At 54.2% G+C, this 23,436-nt stretch carries 22 protein-coding genes and 2 tRNA genes; 18 read left to right on the top strand and 6 right to left on the bottom strand.

Going from position 1 to position 23,436, the window contains the following annotated elements; all coding sequences use genetic code 11:
- Nucleotides 1-89: 89 nt before the first annotated feature.
- From LDN12_RS07595 to LDN12_RS07580, 4 genes are all read left to right on the top strand, one after another.
- On the top strand, nt 90-572 hold the full coding sequence (locus LDN12_RS07595; protein WP_223922066.1) for a tRNA (cytidine(34)-2'-O)-methyltransferase: 483 nt from the start codon (nt 90-92) through the stop codon (nt 570-572).
- Nucleotides 572-952 (top strand): HsmA family protein, encoded by a 381-nt coding sequence (locus LDN12_RS07590; RefSeq protein WP_223922065.1) that lies wholly within the window; start codon nt 572-574, stop codon nt 950-952. Before LDN12_RS07595 ends, LDN12_RS07590 begins: the two co-directional genes overlap by 1 nt.
- 2 nt (nt 953-954) lie before the next feature.
- A complete protein-coding gene (truD, locus tag LDN12_RS07585; protein WP_223922064.1) occupies nt 955-2,175 on the top strand; it encodes a tRNA pseudouridine(13) synthase TruD in 1,221 nt (406 codons plus the stop codon).
- Nucleotides 2,176-2,365: 190 nt separating this feature from the next.
- The gene (locus LDN12_RS07580; RefSeq protein WP_223922063.1) at nt 2,366-3,748 is read left to right on the top strand and encodes a TatD family hydrolase; all 1,383 of its coding nucleotides are present in this window, start codon (nt 2,366-2,368) and stop codon (nt 3,746-3,748) included.
- Nucleotides 3,749-3,808: 60 nt separating this feature from the next.
- On the opposite strand, the gene LDN12_RS07575 is transcribed toward LDN12_RS07580, so the two are convergent.
- From LDN12_RS07575 to LDN12_RS07560, 4 genes are all read right to left on the bottom strand, one after another.
- Nucleotides 3,809-4,363: a nitroreductase family protein gene (locus LDN12_RS07575; RefSeq protein ID WP_223922062.1), complete on the bottom strand. Its 555-nt coding sequence runs from the start codon at nt 4,361-4,363 to the stop codon at nt 3,809-3,811.
- Nucleotides 4,364-4,411: 48 nt separating this feature from the next.
- Complete coding sequence (locus tag LDN12_RS07570; protein WP_223922061.1) at nt 4,412-5,176, bottom strand: energy-coupling factor ABC transporter ATP-binding protein; 765 nt, start codon at nt 5,174-5,176, stop codon at nt 4,412-4,414.
- Nucleotides 5,177-5,335: 159 nt separating this feature from the next.
- Nucleotides 5,336-6,139, bottom strand: a complete 804-nt coding sequence (gene cbiQ / locus LDN12_RS07565) for a cobalt ECF transporter T component CbiQ (protein WP_223922060.1) — start codon at nt 6,137-6,139, stop codon at nt 5,336-5,338.
- A gap of 66 nt (nt 6,140-6,205) precedes the next feature.
- Nucleotides 6,206-7,222: an energy-coupling factor ABC transporter permease gene (locus LDN12_RS07560; RefSeq protein WP_223922059.1), complete on the bottom strand. Its 1,017-nt coding sequence runs from the start codon at nt 7,220-7,222 to the stop codon at nt 6,206-6,208.
- A 201-nt stretch (nt 7,223-7,423) separates the two neighbouring features.
- On the opposite strand from LDN12_RS07560, the gene LDN12_RS07555 reads away from it, so the two are divergent.
- From LDN12_RS07555 to LDN12_RS07535, 5 genes are all read left to right on the top strand, one after another.
- Entirely contained in the window at nt 7,424-7,654 is a 231-nt protein-coding gene (locus LDN12_RS07555) for a ferredoxin family protein (RefSeq protein ID WP_223922058.1), read from the top strand.
- Nucleotides 7,655-7,688: 34 nt separating this feature from the next.
- Nucleotides 7,689-8,756, top strand: a complete 1,068-nt coding sequence (locus LDN12_RS07550) for a 3-methyl-2-oxobutanoate dehydrogenase subunit VorB (RefSeq protein ID WP_223922057.1) — start codon at nt 7,689-7,691, stop codon at nt 8,754-8,756.
- A 318-nt stretch (nt 8,757-9,074) separates the two neighbouring features.
- A complete protein-coding gene (locus LDN12_RS07545; RefSeq protein WP_223922056.1) occupies nt 9,075-9,818 on the top strand; it encodes a thiamine pyrophosphate-dependent enzyme in 744 nt (247 codons plus the stop codon).
- A 17-nt stretch (nt 9,819-9,835) separates the two neighbouring features.
- Nucleotides 9,836-10,387, top strand: a complete 552-nt coding sequence (locus LDN12_RS07540) for a 2-oxoacid:acceptor oxidoreductase family protein (RefSeq protein WP_223922055.1) — start codon at nt 9,836-9,838, stop codon at nt 10,385-10,387.
- A 41-nt stretch (nt 10,388-10,428) separates the two neighbouring features.
- Nucleotides 10,429-10,503: transfer RNA gene (locus tag LDN12_RS07535), tRNA-Gln, on the top strand.
- Between the two features lie 110 nt (nt 10,504-10,613).
- On the opposite strand, the gene LDN12_RS07530 is transcribed toward LDN12_RS07535, so the two are convergent.
- Together LDN12_RS07530 and LDN12_RS07525 are read right to left on the bottom strand one after the other, a co-directional pair.
- The gene (locus tag LDN12_RS07530; protein ID WP_223922054.1) at nt 10,614-11,027 is read right to left on the bottom strand and encodes a hypothetical protein; all 414 of its coding nucleotides are present in this window, start codon (nt 11,025-11,027) and stop codon (nt 10,614-10,616) included.
- A gap of 75 nt (nt 11,028-11,102) precedes the next feature.
- The gene (locus tag LDN12_RS07525; protein WP_223922053.1) at nt 11,103-13,172 is read right to left on the bottom strand and encodes an ATP-binding protein; all 2,070 of its coding nucleotides are present in this window, start codon (nt 13,170-13,172) and stop codon (nt 11,103-11,105) included.
- A gap of 237 nt (nt 13,173-13,409) precedes the next feature.
- Between LDN12_RS07525 and gap the strand changes: the two genes are divergently transcribed.
- From gap to LDN12_RS07480, 9 genes are all read left to right on the top strand, one after another.
- Entirely contained in the window at nt 13,410-14,414 is a 1,005-nt protein-coding gene (gap, locus tag LDN12_RS07520) for a type I glyceraldehyde-3-phosphate dehydrogenase (RefSeq protein ID WP_223922052.1), read from the top strand.
- 216 nt (nt 14,415-14,630) lie between these two features.
- Nucleotides 14,631-15,830, top strand: coding sequence for a phosphoglycerate kinase (gene pgk, locus LDN12_RS07515; protein WP_223922051.1), 1,200 nt, complete (start codon nt 14,631-14,633; stop codon nt 15,828-15,830).
- An 8-nt stretch (nt 15,831-15,838) separates the two neighbouring features.
- Nucleotides 15,839-16,594: a triose-phosphate isomerase gene (gene tpiA, locus LDN12_RS07510; RefSeq protein WP_223922050.1), complete on the top strand. Its 756-nt coding sequence runs from the start codon at nt 15,839-15,841 to the stop codon at nt 16,592-16,594.
- Nucleotides 16,595-16,685: 91 nt separating this feature from the next.
- The gene (gene secG, locus LDN12_RS07505) at nt 16,686-17,066 is read left to right on the top strand and encodes a preprotein translocase subunit SecG (protein ID WP_223922049.1); all 381 of its coding nucleotides are present in this window, start codon (nt 16,686-16,688) and stop codon (nt 17,064-17,066) included.
- A gap of 53 nt (nt 17,067-17,119) precedes the next feature.
- Nucleotides 17,120-17,206 (top strand) — tRNA-Leu (locus LDN12_RS07500).
- Between the two features lie 236 nt (nt 17,207-17,442).
- Complete coding sequence (locus LDN12_RS07495) at nt 17,443-20,400, top strand: SLBB domain-containing protein (RefSeq protein WP_223922048.1); 2,958 nt, start codon at nt 17,443-17,445, stop codon at nt 20,398-20,400.
- Nucleotides 20,400-21,620 (top strand): Wzz/FepE/Etk N-terminal domain-containing protein, encoded by a 1,221-nt coding sequence (locus LDN12_RS07490; RefSeq protein WP_223922047.1) that lies wholly within the window; start codon nt 20,400-20,402, stop codon nt 21,618-21,620. Before LDN12_RS07495 ends, LDN12_RS07490 begins: the two co-directional genes overlap by 1 nt.
- Before the next feature lie 99 nt (nt 21,621-21,719).
- On the top strand, nt 21,720-22,532 hold the full coding sequence (locus tag LDN12_RS07485; RefSeq protein ID WP_223922046.1) for a phosphatase PAP2 family protein: 813 nt from the start codon (nt 21,720-21,722) through the stop codon (nt 22,530-22,532).
- On the top strand, nt 22,526-23,215 hold the full coding sequence (locus LDN12_RS07480) for an HAD family phosphatase (RefSeq protein WP_223922045.1): 690 nt from the start codon (nt 22,526-22,528) through the stop codon (nt 23,213-23,215). The genes LDN12_RS07485 and LDN12_RS07480 overlap by 7 nt, the downstream gene beginning before the upstream one ends.
- Nucleotides 23,216-23,436 lie beyond the last annotated feature (221 nt).

Genomic DNA, 23,436 nt, shown 5'->3' with positions numbered 1-23,436 from the left:
GCCGGTAGGGTATACGAAGTTGGCGCGGTTGATTTTGAAATATAAGTGGTCTATGGTTACAGCTTTTAAATAACTCTAAGGAACAATTCGTGCCCTCGAACACATCGAACATACCATTCAATATCGTACTGGTCGAACCGGAGATTCCTCCCAACACCGGAAATATCGCTCGTCTGTGCGCCGCCACCGGCAGCATCCTGCACTTGGTAGGGCCGCTTGGTTTTTCCATCGACGACAAGCACCTGAAACGGGCCGGGCTTGATTACTGGAAGCATGTGACTGTACGTCGCTGGGACACTCTGGAGGCACTCCAGGCGAGCACTTCCCAAAGCCGTTTTTTCTATCTCAGCACCAAGGTTGCCCGCAGCTACCTGAAAGCCGCCTTCCGGCCGGGAGATTTTCTGGTCTTTGGAAAAGAAACAAAGGGATTGCCCGAGGCGCTGCTCAACTCCAATCCGGATACCTGCATTACGATCCCCATGCCGGCCGGGGCAGTGCGCAGCCTGAACCTGTCAACCTCGGCAGGGATTGTACTTTATGAGGCTTTACGCCAAAGCGGGAGGATAGACTGATGCTGATGCGAGCTGTAATCTGGATGAACCTGGCCCTGGTCTTCTACACATGGGCGGTCTTTAGCGGGCGCAGGCAGGGGTTGCACCGCAAACATCTCGTCATCTTCGGTATAGGTCTTTTGTGCGACTACCTGGGAACCCACCAGATGAACCTGTTTGCCGTCGCTTACGGCAAAGCGCCCGAGTGGCACAATATTACCGGCATAGCCTCGCTGGCCGGCATGGCATTCCATTTTATGCTGGCGCTGGTGGCGTCGCTCGCCAATAAGACCGAGGCCGTCAACCGCGTCTTCCATCGAGTTAGCCTGACTATCTATACGTGCTGGCTGATCGCTTTTGCCAGCGGGGCGATCTCAGGCATGATGAGAATGAGGCATTGAATATGACGCCGGAAAACACCACATTCGCGCGCCCCTACCTAACCGCCGCCCTCCCCGGCACCGGCGGGGCGATCAAGGAGTCGTGCGACGACTTCCGGGTGGAGGAGATTCCGTCCTACCAACCTTGCGGCTCCGGCGATCATGCTTACCTGACCGTGGAAAAACGTGGCATCACGACCCTGGAGGCCATCCGCCGTATCGCCCGGCACGTAAACATTGCGGAGCGCGCCATCGGTTACGCAGGCATGAAGGATGCCGCCGGGGTTACCCGCCAGACCATATCCATCGAACACATCAAGCCGGAAACCGTTCTAGGGCTGGAACTGGACGGGCTAAAGATCGTTTCCGCAGCCCGTCACACCAACAAACTCAAACTGGGGCACCTCAAGGGGAACCGTTTCCGCATCGTCATCCGGGGCATCGCAGCGAATGCCGTGGAGATCGTGCCCGCGGCATTGGAAATTCTCGAACAACGGGGCGTGCCCAATTATTTCGGTTATCAGCGTTACGGTGCCCAAGGAAACTCCCACCTGATCGGCGCGGCCATGCTGAGGCGCGACTGGCAGGGAGCGATAGACCGGCTGATTGGCGAACCCACGGCGGTGCGCGACGATCAGTGGCGAGCCGGGATCGAAGCCTATCAACGGGGCGATCTGCCCCAGGCCCTGGAGCTGTTTCCCCGTCATTGCCGCAGCGAGCGGGAGGTGCTACAGCGGCTGGTGGCTCGGCCAGACGGACTCGAACGAGCCTTTGCCGCCATCCACCCCCGCCTGAAAAAACTCTACCTCTCGGCCCTGCAATCCTGGTTCTTCGACCAGGTTGTGGAACAGCGCATCGAACAGATCGACGCCCTGCTGCCGGGGGACCTTGCGTGGAAGCACGTGAACGGCGCCTGCTTTCTGGTGGAGGATGTCGAGAGTGAGACAGAACGGGCCAGTACCTTTGAGATATCCGCCACCGGCCCGATCTTCGGCTGCAAGATGAAGCAGCCGGCGGGAAAACCTCTTGAAATCGAACAGCACATTCTCGACAATGAACATATACGTCCGGCTGATTTCGACCTGGGAGGCGGTTTGAGGATGGAAGGCGAGCGGCGGCCGTTGCGGGTGCCGCTGGAAACGCCCTCATTTCGGATCGAAGCGGACAGATTGGAACTTGAGTTCAGCCTGCCAAAGGGAAGCTACGCAACATCAGTGATCCGGGAGATTACAAAAACATTCTGATTATCCTGCCAGAGAGAGATAATGTCTACGCAAACAGGTTTTTGCACTACTCAGGTTGTTCAAAAATAGTCAGATCGTCGCACCCGCAGAAAGCCCTGCGGAGGCGTAGCAGCGCTACGCCGCACAACGGGGCTTTCGAGGACGGTGGCGAGATGGCTGTTTTTCAACAACCTGTAAAAGGAACCAATAGATGACTAACAACAGCATCCTCATCGACTCCCACTCCCACATCTACTACCGCGACTACGCCGGCGACTTCGACGCGATGCTGAAACGCGCCGAGGATGCCGGGGTGGGCGCCATGCTGGTGGTGGGCACGGATATCGAGTCAAGCCGCGAATCGGTCGAACTGGCGGAGAAATATCCCCACATGTATGCGGCGGTCGGGGTCCATCCCCACGACGCCGGCCGGGTGACGGAGCAGTGCTATGATGTAATTCGTGATCTGGCCCGGTCCAGCGCAAAGGTGGTCGCCATCGGGGAAATCGGCCTGGACTTCTACCGCGACCACTGCCCCAGAGACGAGCAGGAAAAAGTGTTCCGCCGTTTTCTGCGCCTGGCAAACGAACTGGAAATGCCGGTCGTCATCCACGACCGCGACGCCCATGATCTCATGCTGGCAATCCTGCGGGAAGAGCGGGTGCACCGGGGGGTGCTGCACTGTTTCTCCGGCGATGCCGCCATGGCCGCCCAAGCCGTTGACATGGGGCTGTACATCTCCATCCCCGGTACGGTCACCTACCCTTCCAATGAGGCGTTGCGCGACGTGGTGCGTAGCGTCGGCATCGACCGCCTGCTGGTGGAGACCGACTGTCCCTACCTGACGCCGGTTCCCCACCGCGGGAAACGCAACGAGCCGGCCTACGTGCGCCTGGCGGCGGAGAAGGTGGCCGAGACCAAGGGGTTGTCCCTGGAGGATGTGGCCCGGATCACTACCAAGAACTGCCGCGACCTGTTCGGTATCCGCCTGTGGGACCAGTCCACCAAGATCGCCTACATGATCCGCAACTCACTCTACCTGAACATCACCAACCGCTGTTCGAACCGGTGCAGCTTCTGCGCGAAGTTCGACGACTTCACCGTCAAGGGGCACAACCTGCTTCTGGACGGAGAGCCCTCCTTCGAGGAGGTAATGGCGGCTGTCGGCAAACCGGAGGGGATCGATGAGGTGGTCTTCTGCGGCTACGGCGAGTCGTTGATCCGGCTGGATCTGGTCAAACAGGTGGCGACCGAGCTCAAGGGACGCGGCTACCGCATCCGCATCAACACCGACGGCCAGGCCAACCTGGTCCACCAGCGCAACATCCTGCCCGAACTGGCCGGGCTGGTTGACAGCATCTCGGTCAGCCTGAACGCCCCGGACAGCGACACCTACGGCCGGCTCTGCAACACCCCCTTCGGCGCAGCCGGCTTCGAGGGTGTCTGCGACTTCATCCGCACGGCACGGGAGTATATTCCCCAGGTCGTGGCCAGCGCCGTAACCGTACCGGGGGTCGATATTGAAGCCTGCCGCCGGCTGGCCGAATCGTTGGGTGTGGAACTACGGGTACGGGAATACAGCGAGGTGGGATAAGGCCGCAGCTCTCCTTGCCGCCACCTTGGTATTGTGAGCCCTCCTTAACCGGAGGCGCCTTCAGCCGGCGTAATGTACTGAACCCTTCCGCTTACGCTCGCCAAGAGCAAATTTGTTCTCATCCGCAGCATACCCGACAACGGCCGCACACTGGAGTTTATAGCCGTCCGGTATGCCTGCCTCTTGCACCAGGTCAAGGCTATTCGGGCCATTAAACGCCAGTGTCGGGGAAACGAGGTAGCACGAGCCTAAACCCAAGCTGGTCGCTTCGAGGAGCATGTTCTCAGCGGCAAGCGCGGTATTGACGGCACTGTAGGGGGCATCGGCCGGCCCGGAGAGCAGGAAAAGCACCGGAGCACCGTAAAGCGGCTGGTATCCGGGCAAAGCGGCTCTCTGCTGAAGGAATTCATTGCCTGAGTGAACCATTGCATCGAGCGTATGGTCATTGATTTTCTGTCGCAATCCCGCATTGCGGACAACTGAAATCTGAAAGGGACCGGCATTCGGCGCACATCGGGCCGCCTCAATTATCTTTTCCACAAAATCGACGGGAACCGGCGCGTCCAAGTATGCTCTGATGCTTTTTCTCGATAAAATCGCCTCTGAAACATTCATACTCATCCTCCCTGAAAATTGTGTAATTATGTGTTGCCCGAATGGCAATTACGTTGTCATTCGGGCACTACCGCAGACCGGGCAGCCCTGCATGGAAAGCGGTTTTTCGAGTCGGCACTCGGCGAGCAGGTCCGCATCGCCGAAAATGTCGCGAGTCGGGCCGTCCGCCTTGACCTCTCCCTCGTGAAGCACGATGGTACGCTCGCAGAGTTCAAGCACCATATCCAGATCATGGCTGGTAAATATCCTGGTATGGTGGAAATCCTTGATCAGTCCCATCAACTGCCGCCGGGCAAAGGGATCAAGCCCGTTGGTCGGTTCATCCATGACCAGGATGTCGGGGGACATGGACAGCACCGTGGCGATCGCCACGCGTTTTTTTTCGCCGCCGGAAAGCCGGTATGGCGGTTTGCTCTGCAAATGCGCCGCTCCGACCTTCGCCAAGGCCGCCTTTACGCGATCTTCCACCTCCGCTGGCGGTAGGCCGAGGTTGAGCGGGCCAAAGGCGACATCGTCGTAAACCGTTGGCATGAACAACTGATCGTCGGGATTCTGAAAGACCATACCCACCGTACGCCGGATATCCGGCAGGGTTTCCCGCGTAAGAGGAAAATCTCCGATGCGGATCTCGCCCGCCGTCGGCGTCAGATAGCCGTTAAGATGCAGCAGGAGCGTCGATTTGCCCGCACCGTTGGCGCCGATGATCGCTACCGACTCGCCATGGGTGATGCGCAGTGAAACATCCCGCAGGGCCAGCGTCCCATCGGGATAGGCGTGTTGCAGCCCTTTTACCTCAACAATGTGATGACTCATAGCCGTATCCCCGTTACAAGAGGTTGTTGAAAAACAGCCATCTCGCCGCCATCCTCGAAGGCCCTTTTGTGCGGCGTAGCGCTGCTACGCCTCCGCAGGGCCTTCTGCGGGTGCGACGATCTGTCTATTTTTGAACAACCTTAGACCTTAGTTGAGTTTTTAAAAACCTGCTAGAGCCCCGAGTAGATGAGCCACCGGCACCAGTCTTACGGTAATGAAGAACGCGCCCCACCCCACAAGGAAAACTGCCTCCCCAGCGCCGAAGCGGAACTGCCGCCGGGTGTGGAACACGCCGGAAAATCCGCGCGCCAGCATGGCCATGTGGATGCGCTCCGCCCGCATCCAGGTGCGGAGCAGCAGATGGCCGATCAGGGAGCCATAGGTCCCGATACCCCTGCCTCGGGAGCCGAATGTCCGCAGTTCCCGCGCCCGCGCCATCTGCCCCCCCTCTTCCGCCAGCACGAAGATGTAGCGATAGAGAAACAGCAGTTGCACGGCAAAGGGCTGCGGCATGCCCAGGCGTTCCAATGCGGCGCAGATGCCGGGAAAACCGGTTACGGCCACCAGGGCCAGGGCCGCGCTTACCGTGAGAACGGCCCGCACCACGATGGATGCAAAGGAGATCCACCCGCCCGTGATCCCCAGCGTTCCCACATGCAGGAGCACCTGCCGGTCGAACAGGGGGTTGAGCATGCCGATCATGACGGCAAACGGGATGACGACCGCAATCTTCTTTACCAGGTAGAGGAACGGGATGTTACCGAGGGTAATCATGAACACCGGGAACAGAAAAAAGGGGAACAACATCGTCAGCTCATATTTTCCGCATGAAACGACGGAGATGACGAAGAAAAGCGTCGCCAGTACCTTTGCGCGAGGGTCGAGACGATGGATAGCCGTATCCCCGTCAGCCAGGCGATCAAGGTTTTTAAAGTCCAGCAAGCCACCGTCAATACTGCACATTGGTCATCTCTCGAAAAAAAGGGAGAGCTGTACGCTCTCCCCGGTAATCTTGAGCGGATACCCGCTTCAGGCCGACCAGATTCGCCTTTTCAGCAGAAATCCACTCAAAAAGACGATAACCAACGTCATCAGGCCTCCCACAAACCCCGAGACGCTGGTGCCCAAGTTATCGGCCGTATTACTTTTTGTCCTGACTGTCGCGCTTTTGAACGAATAATCAGGCAGAAAAGCAGTTTTTTTCTGGAAAGAGGTCATGGCTGCATGCAGCCCCTCTTCCGGTCCTTTCAGCTCTTCCGCACCTGTGACCTTGGCAATAGCCCATTCGAGGCCATCGGGGTTTTTCGAGGCAAACCAGGAGAGGATACCGCCTGTCAGGAGGGCGGCCACCACAAAGGAGACCAGCACCGTGCGCAGGGGACGTTGCGTTACGGGACGGACCCCAAGGGCTTCCTGGATGATTTCCGGACGGGCCTTATGAACAAAAGAGATGATCGCAACGGTTGCCGCTCCTTCCACCACACCTATGGCCAGATGTATCGGCTGCATCAGCAAAGCAAAGGTCGAAAACGGCAGGGCTGAAATACCTGAAAAGGCCGTTTCCAGCACAACGCCCAAGGGCCCCAGTTGCAGACCGATAATCGCCGAGATCATAGTCGCGGCAATTAGACGTCTCCGGCCCGGAGCCGGACCGGAGATCTTTTTGTAGACAAGGGGATATACCAGAAAGGCAGGGATAAATCCCATATTGAAGATATTGCAGCCCAACGCCAGCAAACCGCCGTCGGCAAAGAATAGCGCCTGGACCATGAGAACCGATGAAATGGTGAGGAAGGCCGCGTAGGGTCCGAGCAAGATTGCCAGGAGAAGCCCGCCCCCCAGGTGGCCGCTGGACCCGGTGGCCGGAATGGTAAAGTTGATCATCTGGGCGGCAAAGAGGAACGCTCCCAGCACGCCCATAAGCGGCACCTTGCGATCATCCAGCTCCTTGCGCACCTTGGCTGAACAATACGCAATCGACCCGGCAGAAACGGCCCACATGGTTCCCCCGACCGCCGGCGATAAGAGTGCATCTGCCATGTGCATGGCATCCCCCTCTGTGTTACTGAATCAGATTTACGTAGCACGATAACTATACGACTATGCAACTAGAGGTGTCAATTAGAAAACCGTCGAAAGACCCAACCTCCGTTCCTGACATCAGCCATCAGTATGGAAGCGGCTTGACTCATATGAAGCAAATCTGATAGTTATATACATTCGATCCAACAAAAAGGAAAACTCATCATGGCGTATACCTACATCACCATTGACGAGGCGCGTTGCAAGGGGTGCGGCCTCTGTACCATCGCCTGCCCTCACAAGCTGGTCACGCTGAGCGATACCCCCAATAGCCAGGGCTTCACCGTTGCGGTCTTTTCCGACCAGGGGGCGTGCAGCGGTTGTGCATTGTGCGCCGAGATGTGCCCGGACGTGGCCATTATGGTATTTAAAGAAACGAAGAACCCTGTACGGTAAACTGACCGCACAGGCACTCGATACGGAGGCGCGGTTGTCCGAAAAACTGTTCGTCAAGGGAAACGAGGCGGTGGCCATGGCTGCCATTGAGGCCGGGTGCCGCTATTATTTCGGCTATCCCATCACGCCGCAAAGCGATATCCCCGAATATCTTTCACGGGAACTTCCCAGCCTGGGCGGAGAGTTCATCCAGGCCGAGAGTGAAATCGGTGCCATCAACATGCTGTTAGGGGCATCGGCCACCGGCGTGCGCGCCATGACCTCCTCATCCGGCCCCGGCATATCCCTCAAGCAGGAAGGCATTTCCTACATGGCCGGTTCGGAGCTGCCCGGCGTGATCGTGGACATCATGCGAGCCGGTCCGGGACTGGGCGGCATCGACGCGTCCCAGGCCGACTATTTCCAGGCCACGCGAGGCGGCGGTCACGGGGGCTACCGCATCATCGTGCTGGCCCCGGCGTCGGTACAGGAGATGTACGACCTAACCATGCTGGCCTTCGACCTGTCGGACATCTACCGCATACCGGCCATGGTGTTGGCCGACTCGGTCATCGGCCAGATGAAGGAGTCGATTACGGCGCACCCGCGTCCGCAGACCGATTTGCCTGCCAAGGAATGGGTGGTGCGCGGACGAGAGCAGGGGGAAGCGCAGAACGTAGTCAAATCCCTCTACCTTGGTGACGGCGAGATGGAGGCATTCCATTGGAAGATGCACGCCCGCTACCAGGAACTAGCAGAAAAGGAATGCCGCTGGGAGGAGGTCATGACCGAGGACGCCACATTGGTGGTGACCGCTTTCGGCTCGACCGCCCGCATCGCCAAAACCGCCGTCGCCATGGCGCGAGAGGTGGGCATAAAGGTCGGACTGCTGCGACCGATCTCTCTCTTTCCCTTCCCCAAGCAGGCCTATGAGACCATTTCCCGGCGCTGCAAGAATTTTCTGACCATCGAACTCAGCACCGGCCAGATGATTGATGATGTGCGCCTCTCCGTGGCCCGCGACGCCGAGGTAGGCTTCTACGGCCGCCCGCCGGGCGCCGGCTCGCTGCCGACGCCGGAGGAGCTCTTCGAGCAGATTAAAAAACAGTACCCGAATCAGTGATGCCGGAATGCCGCTGTGGCCTGGAGAGCCGGAGCCCGCACGCCGCCGTGGCGTGACTATTCACGTACTTGGCTGGTACTCCGACTGATCGTCGCAACCTTTTCGAACGCAAAGGCAGAGGCCTTCCGGACCAAGGCATGGAGGCATCACTGATTCAGGTACTAACAGATTGTTGAATATACCAGGTTGTTCAAAAATAGTCAGATCGTCGCACCCGCAGAAAGTCACGCGGAGGCGTAGCAGCGCTACGCCGCACAAGGGGACTTTCGAGGACGGCGGCGAGATGGCTGTTTTTCAACAACCTTAGTGAGGAATTCGATGAACCAAGTATTCACAAGGCCCGAAAGCCTGAAAGACGTCCAGACCCACTTCTGCCCCGGCTGTCACCACGGTTCCGTGCACCGTCTGGTGGCCGAGGCTATGGACGAGTTCGACATCAGAAACAAGACCATCGGGGTCGCTTCGGTGGGTTGTTCGGTTTTTCTGTACGGCTATTTCGACGTTGACGTCATCGAGGCGCCCCACGGCCGGGCTCCCGCCGTCGCCACCGGGGCGAAACGCGCCCGCAATGACCGGATCGTCTTCACCTATCAGGGAGACGGTGATCTGGCCGCCATCGGTACCTCGGAGATCATCCACGCCGCTAACCGGGGCGAGGATATCACCGTGATATTCGTCAACAACACCACTTACGGCATGACCGGCGGTCAAATGGCCCCCACCACCATGGTGGGACAAAAAACCTCTACCTCTCCCTATGGTCGCAATCAGGCCAAAGACGGCTATCCGATCCGTATGGCCGAGCTGTTGGCCCAGTTGGAAGGGGTTGCCTTCTCGGCTCGGGTGGCGGTCAACTCCCCAAAAAATGTCATGCAGGCCAAGAAAATGATCAAGACCGCCTTCCGCTACCAGGTGGAAGGGAGGGGATTTTCCTTTATTGAGGCCTTGGCCGCATGCCCGACCAACTGGGGCATGAATCCCCTGGCCGCCAATGAGCGGATAGGCAGCGAAATGATCCCCTACTTCCCGCTGGGCGTGTATCGCAATACCGCCAACCTTTAAATAAATTTGGAGTTACCATGCGCCACGATGTATTTATAGCCGGCTACGGGGGCCAAGGGGTGCTGCTGGCCGGCAACCTGCTCTCTTATGCCGCCATTCATGAAAGCATGAATGTCTCGTTCTTCCCCGCTTATGGTGTGGAAAAACGCGGCGGGTCGGCCATGTGTACCGTGGTCTTCTCCGACAGCGACACCGGATCGCCGGTGGTGGGAAGCCCGTCGGTCGCCATAATTCTCAACCAGCTTTCCTTCGACAAATACGCCAACAAGGTCAAACAGGGCGGAGTGTGTATCGTCAACTCGACTCTGGTGGAGGCCAGCAGCAGTGAACTGCCGGGAGTGGAACTCGTGGCGGTGCCCATGAACCAGATCGCCCTTGACCTGGGAGATATGCGCATGGTCAACATGGTGGCATGCGGGGCCTACGCCGCAAAGAGTGGGGCGTTGGGTCTTGAATCACTGGAGGTGGCCCTGAAAAAGGCCTTGCCGGAACGCAATCACCACCTGATCCCGGCCAATGTCAAGGCGATCCTGGCTGGGGCGGCAGCAGTAGGCGAAAGAAATACTTGACGCGACCGGCTGCAATTTGTTAAAAGGAGAGTCCAATTTATTGGGGTGTCGCCAAGCGGTAAGGCATTGGACTCTGACTCCAACATTCCGAGGTTCGAATCCTCGCACCCCAGCCACAAAACACAAGGGTTTGCAGATATTCTGCAAACCCTTTTTCGTGCAAAAATGACGCATCCCTACAACCGCTTTAGGTATCCGTCCCGGCAACCTGGTTGCCGCAGAGGCACTAGCGTCGGGGCTGAGGCGAGGCGATGGTTGCAGCCACATCAATGGCGCGGGACGGGTCGACAAGATTGGCGGTCCCTGCCGCTACCTTTTTTCTGATGCGGGCGTTTACCTGCGCCAGATTGAGCCCGTTGGCGGCAACCATTTCAGCCAGAATTTCTTCCGTCGCGATTATGTGGTAGGCCATACTTTCGGCCTTCTGAACAAGCATTTCAATCGTCTCACCCAAAGCTTCGACCAGCGTTGAAAGCGTTGCAAAGTTTGCAACCACCAACTCCTCACCGCTCATATCACTAATCGACTTTTCTGCCCGGACCTTCGTTTTTGCCGGAGCAGCTTTGGGAGAGAGCTTCTTTTTTGGCGGTGCCGCAACGGTACCCTTCTTACTGACAACCTGCTTTGCCGCTCTTGCCATAAATTCCTCCTCTTTCAGAGATCGCGTGATAACGGTTTCAACCGATAACAGAATGGTCTGGTACGGGAACGTGCATCAGTTTATGGTCCCAACGCCGGGTCCATCCGCCGGTGATAACGGTTTAATGGGCAATAAAATATGGAATGTTGTGCCCGGGCACGTGCTCTGATCGTAGCCTTGCGATTCCGCCCAGATAGACCCGCCATGCATTTCGACAACACCTTTTGCTATGGAGAGCCCAAGGCCGGCACCGCGGGATTTGAAAGCGACCTTGCCGGAACTATGCTCTTCAATATTGCCCACTTCGTAAAATTTATCAAAAATACGCGTCTGATCGTCCGCATCGATGCCGATCCCGGTGTCCGAGACGGCAATCTCCAAAAACGGCTGTTGGTCTTCGCCGACATTCAGCGAAAAAACACCATCAAAACCTGAAACCTGGGGATCCCGCAGCAACCGCCGGAGGGATGTTCGGACCGAAATATGTCCTCCATCCGGCGTAAATTTGATGGCATTGCCCAGAACATTCGACAATAGCTGGAGAAGCCGCGTCTTGTCACCGCGTATCATAGGAAGCGAATCGTCCAGCGTTACATTGATTTCCTGCCTGCGCAAGGCAAAGAAAAAACGTAACTCCCGCACGGTCTCCTCGATGAGGGCATTCACATCAACCTGTTCAAGCTTGAGATCAAGCTGCTTTTGATCAATCTTCGATACGTCAATCATATCCTTTACAACCGTATCGAGACGTGCGGCGGCGCTGGAGATATTTTGAACCATCTCATGGGCGGCACCGGGCAGTTGTTCTTTCATGTCGGATTGAAGCAATTCCGCATACCCCATGATAACGGTCAACGGGGTTTTCAGTTCGTGCGAAGCGAGTCCTAGGAACGAATCCTTCATCCTATTCAGGCGTGCCAGACCTGCGGCGCTTTTTTCAAGGTTGGTGATGATTTCCCGTTCCTTCGTGACATCTCGTATAATTACCTGCAACAGACTATTCTCTCCCATGGTGACGCAACTTGCGTAAATTCTCCCCACCAACTGTTCCTGGCGGTTATTGACAATTGTGACTTCTTCGGTCACATGGTTTCCACGGAAGGCGTCGGCAAGGCCTCTCAAGACCCCCTGGATGTTCTCGACCTTGAGCAATAAGAGCAACGTAGTAACGTGCTTACTGATGAAGTCGGCGGCCGGATAGCCGAGAAATTCCTCGGCCATTTTGTTGGCGATGATAATGCTTTCATTCTGATCAAGAATAATGATTGCATCTCCCGACTCCTCTAAAAGCTTCTTATAGAGATCTTCGGATTTCTCCAGTTCCAGGCTAAGTTTTTCCAACTGCTGGTATGAATCGTGGAGTTGGGAGTGCGTTGCCGACAGTTCCTTGTAATTATCCCTCAAAGCCGTGTCGCGGGCATCGAGTGCGGTTGCCATGGCGTTTATTTTAATGCTCAGTTCATTCAGCTCATAAACAGGGAGTTCCTGCATGGGGGTAGTAAAATCACCCTTGGAGATCCGGGTAACGCCATCAAGCAGGCTTGAAATGGGTTCTATGATGCTGCGTTTGACAAAATAGACAACGAGAGCGAAAGAAGCGATGAAAAATGCAAAAAAGACAATTATGGACCTTACAACGACGGCGCGAACCTTCTGATCGATGACCGACTGAGGAAAACCGATATGAATGAAAGCTGCCGTTTCGCCATCAAAGGCTTTGACAGGGGTGAGAGTGTCATAGTAACTGCCTCTGGGACCTTCTATCGTTTTGTTGTTCCGTGTGTTTTTATCACCGTCCCCGAGACCCGTCTGTGAGAAATCCAGCCGGGCGAAGGAGTTGTCACTGACAAACAGCACAGAACCATCCTTTCCCTTAATGACGCAATAGGCCATTTCAGGGTCGGACTGGACGATCTCATGGCATTTATCCGCCAGGCCAGCCACATCGCGAATATTGATCCCCAAGGCAAGCACCTTCTCGATATTTGCCTTAAATGCCGCCGCAAGCCCCTCGGAACGTAATTGCATTTCCTGGATGTAATCCCTGCGAAAAACGGCGATATCCATGCCGGTGTTGGCAAGGGTGGTCATCGAAAGGATGACGAAAGAAAACAGAATTATGCGTTTTTCGAGCGATTGCTTCATCTGATTAAGGGGGCCTGTTTAGTGATTCGGTCAACTTCTTGAGAAAGAAAAAATTTATTATACCACGATATAAAAAAAACTGAATTGCTAATTCCCGATTCTGATTGCCACGATTCGCGACACTCGGAAATTAATGGTTGACGATTTGTAAAGATGTTTTATTATGAGGAGACTGTGCTGTTTATGCAGTGAATGAAATACAATTCATCACCATAGAATCTGATAAAGGAGGGAAGCATGGCGTTACGGGTTGCGATCAACGGCTTTGGCAGAATCGGGAGGATGGTTCTCAGAGCGGCGTGCAAGGACAAGAGCATTGAGTTTGTGGCTATAAATGATTTGACCGATGCTGTGACCCTGGCACATCTGTTCAAATACGACTCCGTGCATGGCACCTTCCCCGGCAAGGTGGAGGCGAAAGACAACCAACTGATTGTTAACGGTAAGGCAATAAAGATTTATGCGGTCAAGGACCCGGCAGAATTACCTTGGAAGAAAGACAAGATTGATGTGGTTCTGGAGTCAACCGGTCTGTTCACCTCAAAAGAAAAGGCAGAACTGCACATAAAAGCGGGGGCCAAAAAGGTCGTCATCTCCGCGCCCGCTACAAACGAGGACATTACCATCGTCATGGGTGTCAACGACCACCTCTACGACCCGAAGAAACACCATATTATTTCCAATGCTTCCTGCACCACCAATTGCCTGGCGCCGGTGGCAAAGGTGCTTAACGATGTCTTCGGCATCGAAAAAGGACTTGTAACAACAGTACATTCATACACGAATGATCAACGTATCCTTGACCTGCCTCATAAGGACCTGCGACGCGCCCGTGCTGCCGCTCTTTCCATGATACCCACTACCACCGGCGCCGCCAAGGCCGTTGCCCTGGTTCTTCCCGAACTCAAGGGTAAACTGGATGGCATGGCTATCCGCGTTCCGACACCAAACGTATCTGTTGTCGATCTTGTTGCTACTCTGAAAAAGAAGGCCGATGCCACAAAAGTCAACGCAGCTCTGAAGAAAGCGGCCAAAGGGACGCTCAAGGGCATTCTTGACTATGTGGAGGAACCGCTGGTCTCTATTGATTTCAACGGCCGCCCGGCATCTTCCTCTGTCGACGCATCTTGCACCAAGGTCATTGGCGACAACATGGTTAAAGTCATCAGTTGGTATGACAACGAAGCGGGCTTCTCAAACCGGGTAGTGGATCTTTTCAAACTGATCGCTTCCAAAAAATAACCTACTTATGTGGATGTCATCTGAGGGGGAATCCGATTCCCCCTCTTTTTTTGCCACCACATCGTCACACCAATTTCGAATCAATGGTGAAATCAAGGCGGCAAGGATTGAAGAGAGGAAGGCGTACCGGTAGTACGTTGAGTAGCCGAAGACGAGTCAATGAAAATAGCACCTTGATTTGGAATTGGTATTACACCATTTTTTTAGGAGGGCCATATGCCGATCCGCTATATTGATCAACTAAAGGATTTAAAGGACAAAAGAATCTTTATCCGGGTAGATTTCAATGTCCCCCAGGACGACAAGGGAAATATCACCGAAGACACCCGAATTGTCGGTGCCGTGCCGACCATCAAGTATGCCGTGGAACAGGGGGCGAAGGTAGTACTGGCCTCTCATCTTGGCCGCCCCAAAGGCGAAAAAAAATTAAAGTACACCATGGCTCCGGCCGCCAAACGCCTGTCGGAATTGCTCGGCACCAAGGTGAAACAGGCCCCGGACTGCTTTGGCCCCGAGGTGAGCAAACTGCTCGACACAATGAAGCCGGGCGATGTGGTGATGCTGGAAAACGTTCGGTTCTATCCGGGCGAGGAGAAAAACGACCTTGCCTTCGCCAAACAGCTTGCCAATGATTGCGAAATTTTCGTTAACGACGCATTTGCTGTCTCCCATCGCGCCCACGCCTCGGTAGAGGCCATCACCAAATGCATCCCGACCATTGCGGCCGGATTCCTGATGCGCAATGAAATGACCTTCTTCGACAAAGCCATGAGCAATCCTGTTCGCCCGCTGGTTGCTATACTGGGTGGTGCCAAGGTCTCCGGCAAACTGGAAGTGCTGCAAACATTGGTCAACAAGGTTGACAAGATCGTGATCGGCGGCGGCATGGCATTCACATTTCTTAAGGCCATGGGGTACTCTGTTGGCAAATCACTGGTGGAAGATGAATTGATCCCCACTGCCAAAAGGATCATGGACAAAGCCAAAAAACGCGGGGTTACTTTCTATCTCCCCGTAGACTGCATCGTGGCCAATGCTTTCGAAGCCACGGCAACCAACTTCATCACCGCAGTGCAGGAGATACCCGAAGGTTGGATGGCCCTTGACATTGGTCCCGCCTCGGCGACCCTCTTTGCTGAAACATTACGGGATGCCAAGACCGTCATCTGGAACGGACCAATGGGCGTCTTTGAGATGGATGCTTTTGCACGCGGCACCTTTTCAATGGCCGAAGCGGTTGGCAACTGTTATGCCACTACCATCATCGGTGGCGGAGATACCGATGCGGCCGTTCGCAAGGCCGGAGTTGACGGAAAGGTCAGTTACATTTCCACCGGCGGCGGAGCCTTCCTCGAATTATTGGAGGGCAAGATCTTGCCGGGTGTGAAAGCCCTTGACATCAAAGCCAAAAAATAGGGGGAGACATGCGTACGCCTGTCATCGCAGGAAACTGGAAACTGTTCAAAACCATCGGCGAAGCTGTCAGTATGGTAAACGACCTAAAGCCCCTGGTTGCTGCAACCCAGGGGGTCGAGATCATCGTGGCCCCTGCATTCACCGCCTTGAGCCGCGTGGCTGATGAGCTCGCGGGGTCCGGCATCCTGCTTGCCGCACAAGACTGCTACTGGGAGGAGGAAGGCGCCTTCACCGGAGAGGTGGCCCCTAAAATGTTGAAGGACGCCGGTTGCAGCCATGTGATCATTGGGCATTCGGAACGACGCCAATACTTTGGCGAGACCGACGCTACCGTCAATAAGAAGGCCAAAGCTGCCATTAAGGCCGGTCTAACTGCGATCGTCTGTGTCGGCGAGACACTGACCGAACGCGAGGCAGACGAGACCTTTGCTGTTCTCGAAACCCAACTCTTGGGCGGGTTGGAGGGCCTCGTTCCAGAGGCCTTCTCCAAAGTGATCATTGCCTATGAGCCGGTCTGGGCCATAGGCACCGGAAAGACCGCCAGCGAAACCCAAGCGCAGGAAGTTCATGCCTTTATCCGTAGCCTCATGGCGCGATGTTTTGGCCAGGGGAACGCCGAGAGCATGCGCATACTCTATGGCGGCAGTGTCAAACCAGACAACGTCAAGGGATTGATGGCGCAACCAGATATCGACGGCGCCCTGGTGGGCGGCGCAAGTCTGCAGGCCGCGTCGTTTGCTGCGATCGCTAATTTTGCCGGTTAGGCTCAAGCCCCACAAAACTAATAAAAACTTTACAAATTCGAAACCCCTATGGTATAGATTCTCTTCGCACTAAACGTCCAAAGGATACGAGATGACTATAGCCCTTACAATATTGCATATTCTGGTCAGCATATTTATGATTGCCGTCGTCCTACTGCAATCCGGCAAAGGCGCCGAAATGGGGGCATCGTTCGGTAGCGGTGGAAGTCAATCCGTTTTTGGAGCCGGTGGTGGCACCACGTTTCTGAGCAAGATGACCACGGGCGCTGCCGTTATTTTCATGCTGACCTCGTTGACACTGGCCTATATCTCGGGGCAGCCTTCCTCATCGTCGATCATGTCCGGCAAGGGCAAATCCGCCGTTACCACAAAGGTGCCGACTCAAATGCCGCAGCCGTCGGCACCTGCCCAGCAGAGCAACCCGACCACCATGCCTACAGTACCGGCAGCGCCTGTTCAACAGCATAAATAGTTTTTTCTGCTTGATTACGCATCATCAGTTATGCTAATAAATTAAATTCAATTGCCGAAGTGGTGGAACTGGTAGACACACCATCTTGAGGGGGTGGCGGGCAATAGCCCATGCGAGTTCGAGTCTCGCCTTCGGCACCAAAAACTACTAAGGTCACAACTCCATAAGACACATATAAAACCGTTTTTACTCGCTATTTAGCATGGGAGTAAAAACGGTTTTTTCGTGCGTCGACAAAGCCTCCTACCACCCAATCCCATCACCATCACCATCACGACAAATAGCCTTCAACACGATTTTAAATTGCCTTAGCCATTTGTAAAATGGTATAAGTTTGCATTTACACAAACAAATATTATCATGGGGTTTCCGTAAAATGTCACAAATTAAATATCTGTTTCGTTTCCTACCCCTGACAGCAGCTTTGGTCGTGGTCAGTTTGGGGACAAATGCCTGGTCCCTGGACTCATACGATGGCTTTACGAACCAGACTGATGGTATATTTCAAGAACAGGGCTCGACAAAAACGGACCAATCCGCCCCCTATCAACAGAACAACTATTATCCCCAACAGCAGAACAGCGGCACCTATCCCGGCAATCAACGTTCCCTTTCTAATGGCACCTTTCGGGACGACCAGCGCATCACGCAGGAGCAGGAACTGACACCCGAGCAAGCCTTTGACAACGAACTTCTTGGCGGCACGCAAACAGAGGAAAAGATAACCACCGACATCGGCAAAACCGATACGGACAAAAGCAAACTGAAGCTCGGTCTTGTAGTCAAGGCTGAGGCAGGTGACGGTTTGGCCCGCCTCAGTTGGCAGCCAGCCGGATATCGCAAACCTCAGGAAAATGAAACTATTCAATATCGCATCCAGATCGGACTCGCTCCAAATAGACCGCTCAAGTCAATTGATGTCGGAAACGACACAACCTATACCCTACGGGACTTAAAAAATCACCAGGTTTACTTCATTCAGATCATTGCCATAAACCGTGAGCAAAGACGTATCATAAAGTCAGCCGAGATCAAAATTACCCCACTTCCCAGAGAAGAACTTGGCTCTTCTCTGGAAATGACTTTTTCCCACAAAAACCAGACCTTGCAGGATAAACTCACGCCGGAGCCATTCAAACGTGAACTCCGGCAATTCGGTTATGATTTTTTCAAGAACAGCGCCCAGTTGCTCGACGCGATGGACAACCTCCCCGTCGGGGACAATTACGTCCTGGGACCGGGCGATAGCCTCAACCTGGCAATCTGGGGCTCCATCAATGCCCGGTACAGCCTCACCGTGGATCGCAATGGCGAGATTGTTGTGCCCCGGGCTGGCGTCGTCAGGGTGTGGGGACTTTCCTATGAGAAAGCCAAGGAGGCTATTGGAAAGGCTGTATCGCGATACTTTAAAAACTATGACATGAATATTTCGCTTGGAAAGTTACGGACTATCCAGGTTTTCGTGGTGGGCGAGGTCGAATTGCCCGGCAGTTACCCCATCAGTTCCCTTGCAACGGTTGTCAACGCCTTGTCGGCTGCAGGTGGTCCCACGAAAAACGGCTCACTGCGCACGATCAAGCTCACCCGTAATGGTAAACCGGCTGAGAATATCGACCTGTACGATATGTTTCTTTCCGGCGACCGAAGCAAGGATGTCCGCCTGCAGAACGGCGACACCATTTTCGTGCCGGTTATCGGCCCCGTGGTTGCGGTTGCGGGCGAGGTGAAACGGCCAGCCATTTATGAAACAAAAGGAGCACAATCACTGGCCGATGTGATCCGGATGGCGGGCGGCATAACCGCCAGTGGATTTACCGGCCGGATACAGATAGAACGTTTTTCCGGCAACAGTTCCAGAATTGTCTTGGATTATGAACCCAAGGATGGTCATACGGATAGCGCAACGGCTGGGATAAAAATCCAGGATCGGGATATGGTCAAAATATTTCCCGTCCAGGAGGCGGTTCGCCAAGTTGTAAGTCTCAGGGGAAACGCCGTCAGACCGGGTGAATACCAGTTTCGCAAGGGTATGCATGTAAAAGATTTAATTCCAACCTTTGCCGACCTGTTACCGGAATCGTACTTGGAATCCGCCGAGATTACCCGTCTTGCCCTGCCCGATTATCATAAGGAAATTCTTCACTTCAACCTTCGTAAAGCGCTTGAAGGCAACGAGGCCGAAAATGTTGCCCTACAGGAGCAGGACACTATAAAGGTTTTTTCACGCTGGGAGATGCAGGAAAAACCGAGCGTGCTCATAAACGGCTTTGTAGTTAATCCAGGCAAGTATGATTTCCATCCCGGCATGACAGTGCGTGACCTTATTTCCGCCGCCGGCAGCCCAAAACGGAATGCGCTGCTCGACATGGCCGAACTCAGCCGGGTGGAAGTTGCAGGCGATAAGGCCACCGCGTCGCGCATGCAGATTGATCTTGGCAAGGCTATCAGCGGCGATCCTGCGCACAACCTCTTACTCAAGCCGGATGATGTTTTGATCGTTCGGGGCATCGTCGGGTGGACCGATTCTACAGATAAATTTGTTCGCCTCAAAGGAGAGGTACAATATCCCGGCGTCTACTCGGTGGGGCGGGGCGAGAGGCTGAGTTCCGTAATTGCCCGTGCCGGCGGTTTCACCGACAAGGCTTACCTGCGAGGAGCAAAGTTCACCCGGCGTTCCGTTCAAAAAGAGCAACAGAAACGAATGGACGAGATCATTGTCAAGACTGAGAAGGAAATTATCCAGAAGCAGGCCGCCCTGGCATCCATTGCCTCCTCCAAGGAAGAGCTTGAAGCCACCAAATCCGCTCTGGAGGGACTACAAAAGGATCTTGACCGAATGAAGACGCTGAAAGCAGAAGGCCGGGTCGTCATCCGGCTTACCCAGATTGATGAGTTGAAGAAGAGCAGCTATGACTTGGAGATGGAAGGTGGCGATATTCTTGAAATCCCCACCCGTACCAATGTTGTTAATGTTTTGGGCCAGGTGTACAACCCCACCGCTTTCGTGTATGTCCCTGAAAACAGTTCCGTTGAAAGCTATCTCAACAAGGCCGGTGGATCCACCAATGATGCGGAAACATCCGAGATGTTCATTATCAAGGCGGATGGGACGGTCTTCAGCCGACAGCAAGCATCATTCGGCATTAAGTGGAGCGACGATGCCAAGCAGTGGACTCTTGGCAGCTTCATGTCATCCTACCTGGAACCGGGCGACACCCTGGTCGTGCCGCAAAAACTGGAGCGCACTGCCTGGCTTCGGGATATCAAGGATATTACCACGATCATATCCCAGATTGCCCTTACGGCAGGCACGGTCCTGATAGGCCTAAAATAATGAGAGAAACAAAATACGAGATTCAAAACCAGAACCCGCTTTCCGAAGAAGAGGAAATCAACCTTCTCGAACTTCTGCAGATAATCGTCAGACGCAAGTCGGTTATTATCAAGATATGCACTGCTGCCGTTATTGTAGCGGTTTGTTATTCACTGTCTCTGAAGAACATCTATACTGCCAGCGCAAAAATACTTCCACCGCAGAAGGAATCCGGCGGCGGCCTTTCCGCGTTACTCAGTCAAGCCGGCGGCTTGGCCTCCCTTGCCGGAGGACTAGGCGGCTTGGGCGGTTCTACCGACCTCTACCTCGGCATCCTCAAGAGCCGTTCAGTGGCCGACGCCGTTATTAAACAGCTGAATCTCCAGAAGGAGTTCGAAGCAAAAAACATTGATGAAACCAGGAAAAGGCTTGAGGGGGCCGTCAAGTTTAAAGCCGGCAAGGACGGTATCATCAGTATTGATGCAGACAGCAAAGACCCCCAAAAGGCAGCACAACTTGCTAATAGCTTCGTGGATGAACTTGGGCGGCGTAGCGTTGAACTCAATCTTTCCAAAGCTGGAGCAGAGCGGATGTTTCTCGAAAAGCGTCTGGAAGTGGTAAAGCAGGATTTGCGCAATGCCGAGAACGACATGAAAACCTTCCAGGAAAAATATAAAACCTTCAAGGTGGATTCCCAAGCCACGGCTGCCATTGAAGGAATAGCACGTCTTAAGGCAGAGATTGTCACCAAGGAGGCGCAACTTGCCTCGCTCAGCAACTCTATGACCGATGAGAACAGTGAAATAAAAGCACTTCGGGCCGGTATATCCCTCCTCAAGAACCAACTTGCTTCAATGAGCGGCAGCGATGGCAATAATGTGATTCCGGCTATTGGCAATCTACCCGCATTAGGCGTTGAGTACGTCCGTAAAATGCGTGAGTTGAAAACGCAGGAGGCGATTTTTGAGCAACTCACCAAGCAGTATGAGGTGGCAAAAATAAGCGAGGCCAAGGACTCTTCTTCTATTCAGGTACTGGATGAGGCGGTCGTCCCATTGAAGAAGAGCAAACCCAAGCGATCGTTGATCGTCATGCTCGCCGCAATCACGGCCTTCTTCGCTTCAATATTTATCGTATTCATTCAGGAATACCTTTCCAAACTGCCACCTGAAGATGCAGCTATCATCCGCGACATCAAGAATTCATTACGATTTAGGCCCCGTAACCGTCAACAATCGTAACGCACCTTCTTTGCTAACTAGCTGTTCTATCTGGGTAGTGCCGGCTCATCTTTCGCCGGCACTACCCAGATAGTCTATTTCATTGTTTGCGGGGTTCTTTTGAAAAAATTGATCCTTGGTATGTTAACAACCCTCCTGTTGATTCCGACACTGGGATTCGCGTCCGAAACCGGGGATCTCTCCATCGGCAATGAAATTATCAACGGCATGTCAAGACTGGGGCATGAGACCGTTGAACTGGGCCGGACGCCCTTTCAAATCAACAACGGCAACTTCCTCATAACAATCGGGATGGGTGGTGCTGTCGGCCTAACGTACGCGTTTGACAAAGATATCCGCGGCAAACTGCAGACCAGCAAAAGCAAGTCCCTTGATAAGGCCACTGATGCCGGGTCCCTGGCGGGTAACCCTTTTATCCATCTGGGCTTTGCAGCTCTGGTCTACGGTGGCGCCATCATTGCGGACTCCAAAAAGTGGGAGGAAGTCGGTGAGATGATGGGAGAATCACTTATACTAGCCGATGCCTCTACATTTCTGCTCAAGGAGGCAACAGGCCGTGGGCGCCCCGACACAACCCTAGACAAAGGGGCATTCAAGCCATTTCGGTTCAAAAACGATTACGATTCGTTCCCATCCATGCACACCGCCAGTTCTTTTGCCCTGGCCTCCGTCTTGGCGGCCACTTCCGAAAGCTTCACCCTGAAGACCGCCTATTACTCGGCGGCAATGTTTGTTGGATTCTCGCGACTGTACCAGAATAAGCACTGGGCTAGTGATGTAGTTATGGGAGCTGTCTTGGGAGAATTGTGCGGGCGGGTCGTCACCCACTATCATGCAACGGGCCAGAAGGTGGCGGTAGTTCCTCAGGCCTTCGAAAATGGCGCGGGACTGGCAATGGTGGGCAAATGGTAATTTTTCCAGTGGGACTACAGGCCGATGCTGTCATCTTCGATTTCGACGGCGTTATCGTTGATACGGAACCGCTGCACTTCGAGGCGTTCCAACGGATACTGACACCGCTCGGACTCGGATTTTCGTGGCAGCAGTATGTGGATATCTATATGGGTTTTGATGATCGTGACGCCTTTCTCGCAGCATTCACGGCACACGGCAGAACACTCGATGCCGACATGCTTCATTCTCTTGTTGAACGTAAGGCGCAAATATTTCAGACGGTCATACAGGACGGCATTACCGCCTACCCAGGGGTCACAGAGCTGATAAATAAACTGCACAATAGTGGGGTGCCCCTAGCAATCAGTAGCGGTGCTCTGCGTTCCGACATTACCCCAATAGTGCAGCAACTCAACATAGCACACTGCTTTGATGTTATCGTGACCGCGGATAATGTTACGAAAAGTAAACCGGACCCGGAATCCTATCGCCTCGCGTTTGACCAGCTCAATGCTCGCGTCAACACTTCACCCGGCCACACCATCGCCATCGAAGATACGCCAGCGGGGATTACAGCTGCCAAGGGCGCAGGTTTGCAGGTAATCGGCCTCACTAACAGCTATCCCAAAGAACTCATCTCTGATGCTACAGTCATTATTGACTCACTCGAAGAGCTCATTCCTTTCGCCTTACATTCGTAGATCGTTTCAGGCATCTAACAGATGTTTTCGCTATTTTATGGTTTGTTTGGGGGCTGAAGAGGTATTGGCTGGTTGGTGAGATTTTATTTTTTGATCCTGAAACGCGAGCGAGCCCTTCAGATAGTTCTGAAGGGCTCGTTTGTGTAATTATTCCCGGCGGCGACCTACTTTCCCACACAGCTACCCGTGCAGTATCATCGGCCCTGAGGGGCTTAACTTCC

Origin of the sequence: Geobacter sp. AOG2 (assembly GCF_019972295.1) — a bacterium.
Lineage (GTDB): Bacteria > Desulfobacterota > Desulfuromonadia > Geobacterales > Pseudopelobacteraceae > Oryzomonas.
The sequence above is the reverse complement of the archived record's forward strand: the minus strand, read 5'-3'. Positions and strand labels throughout refer to the sequence as shown.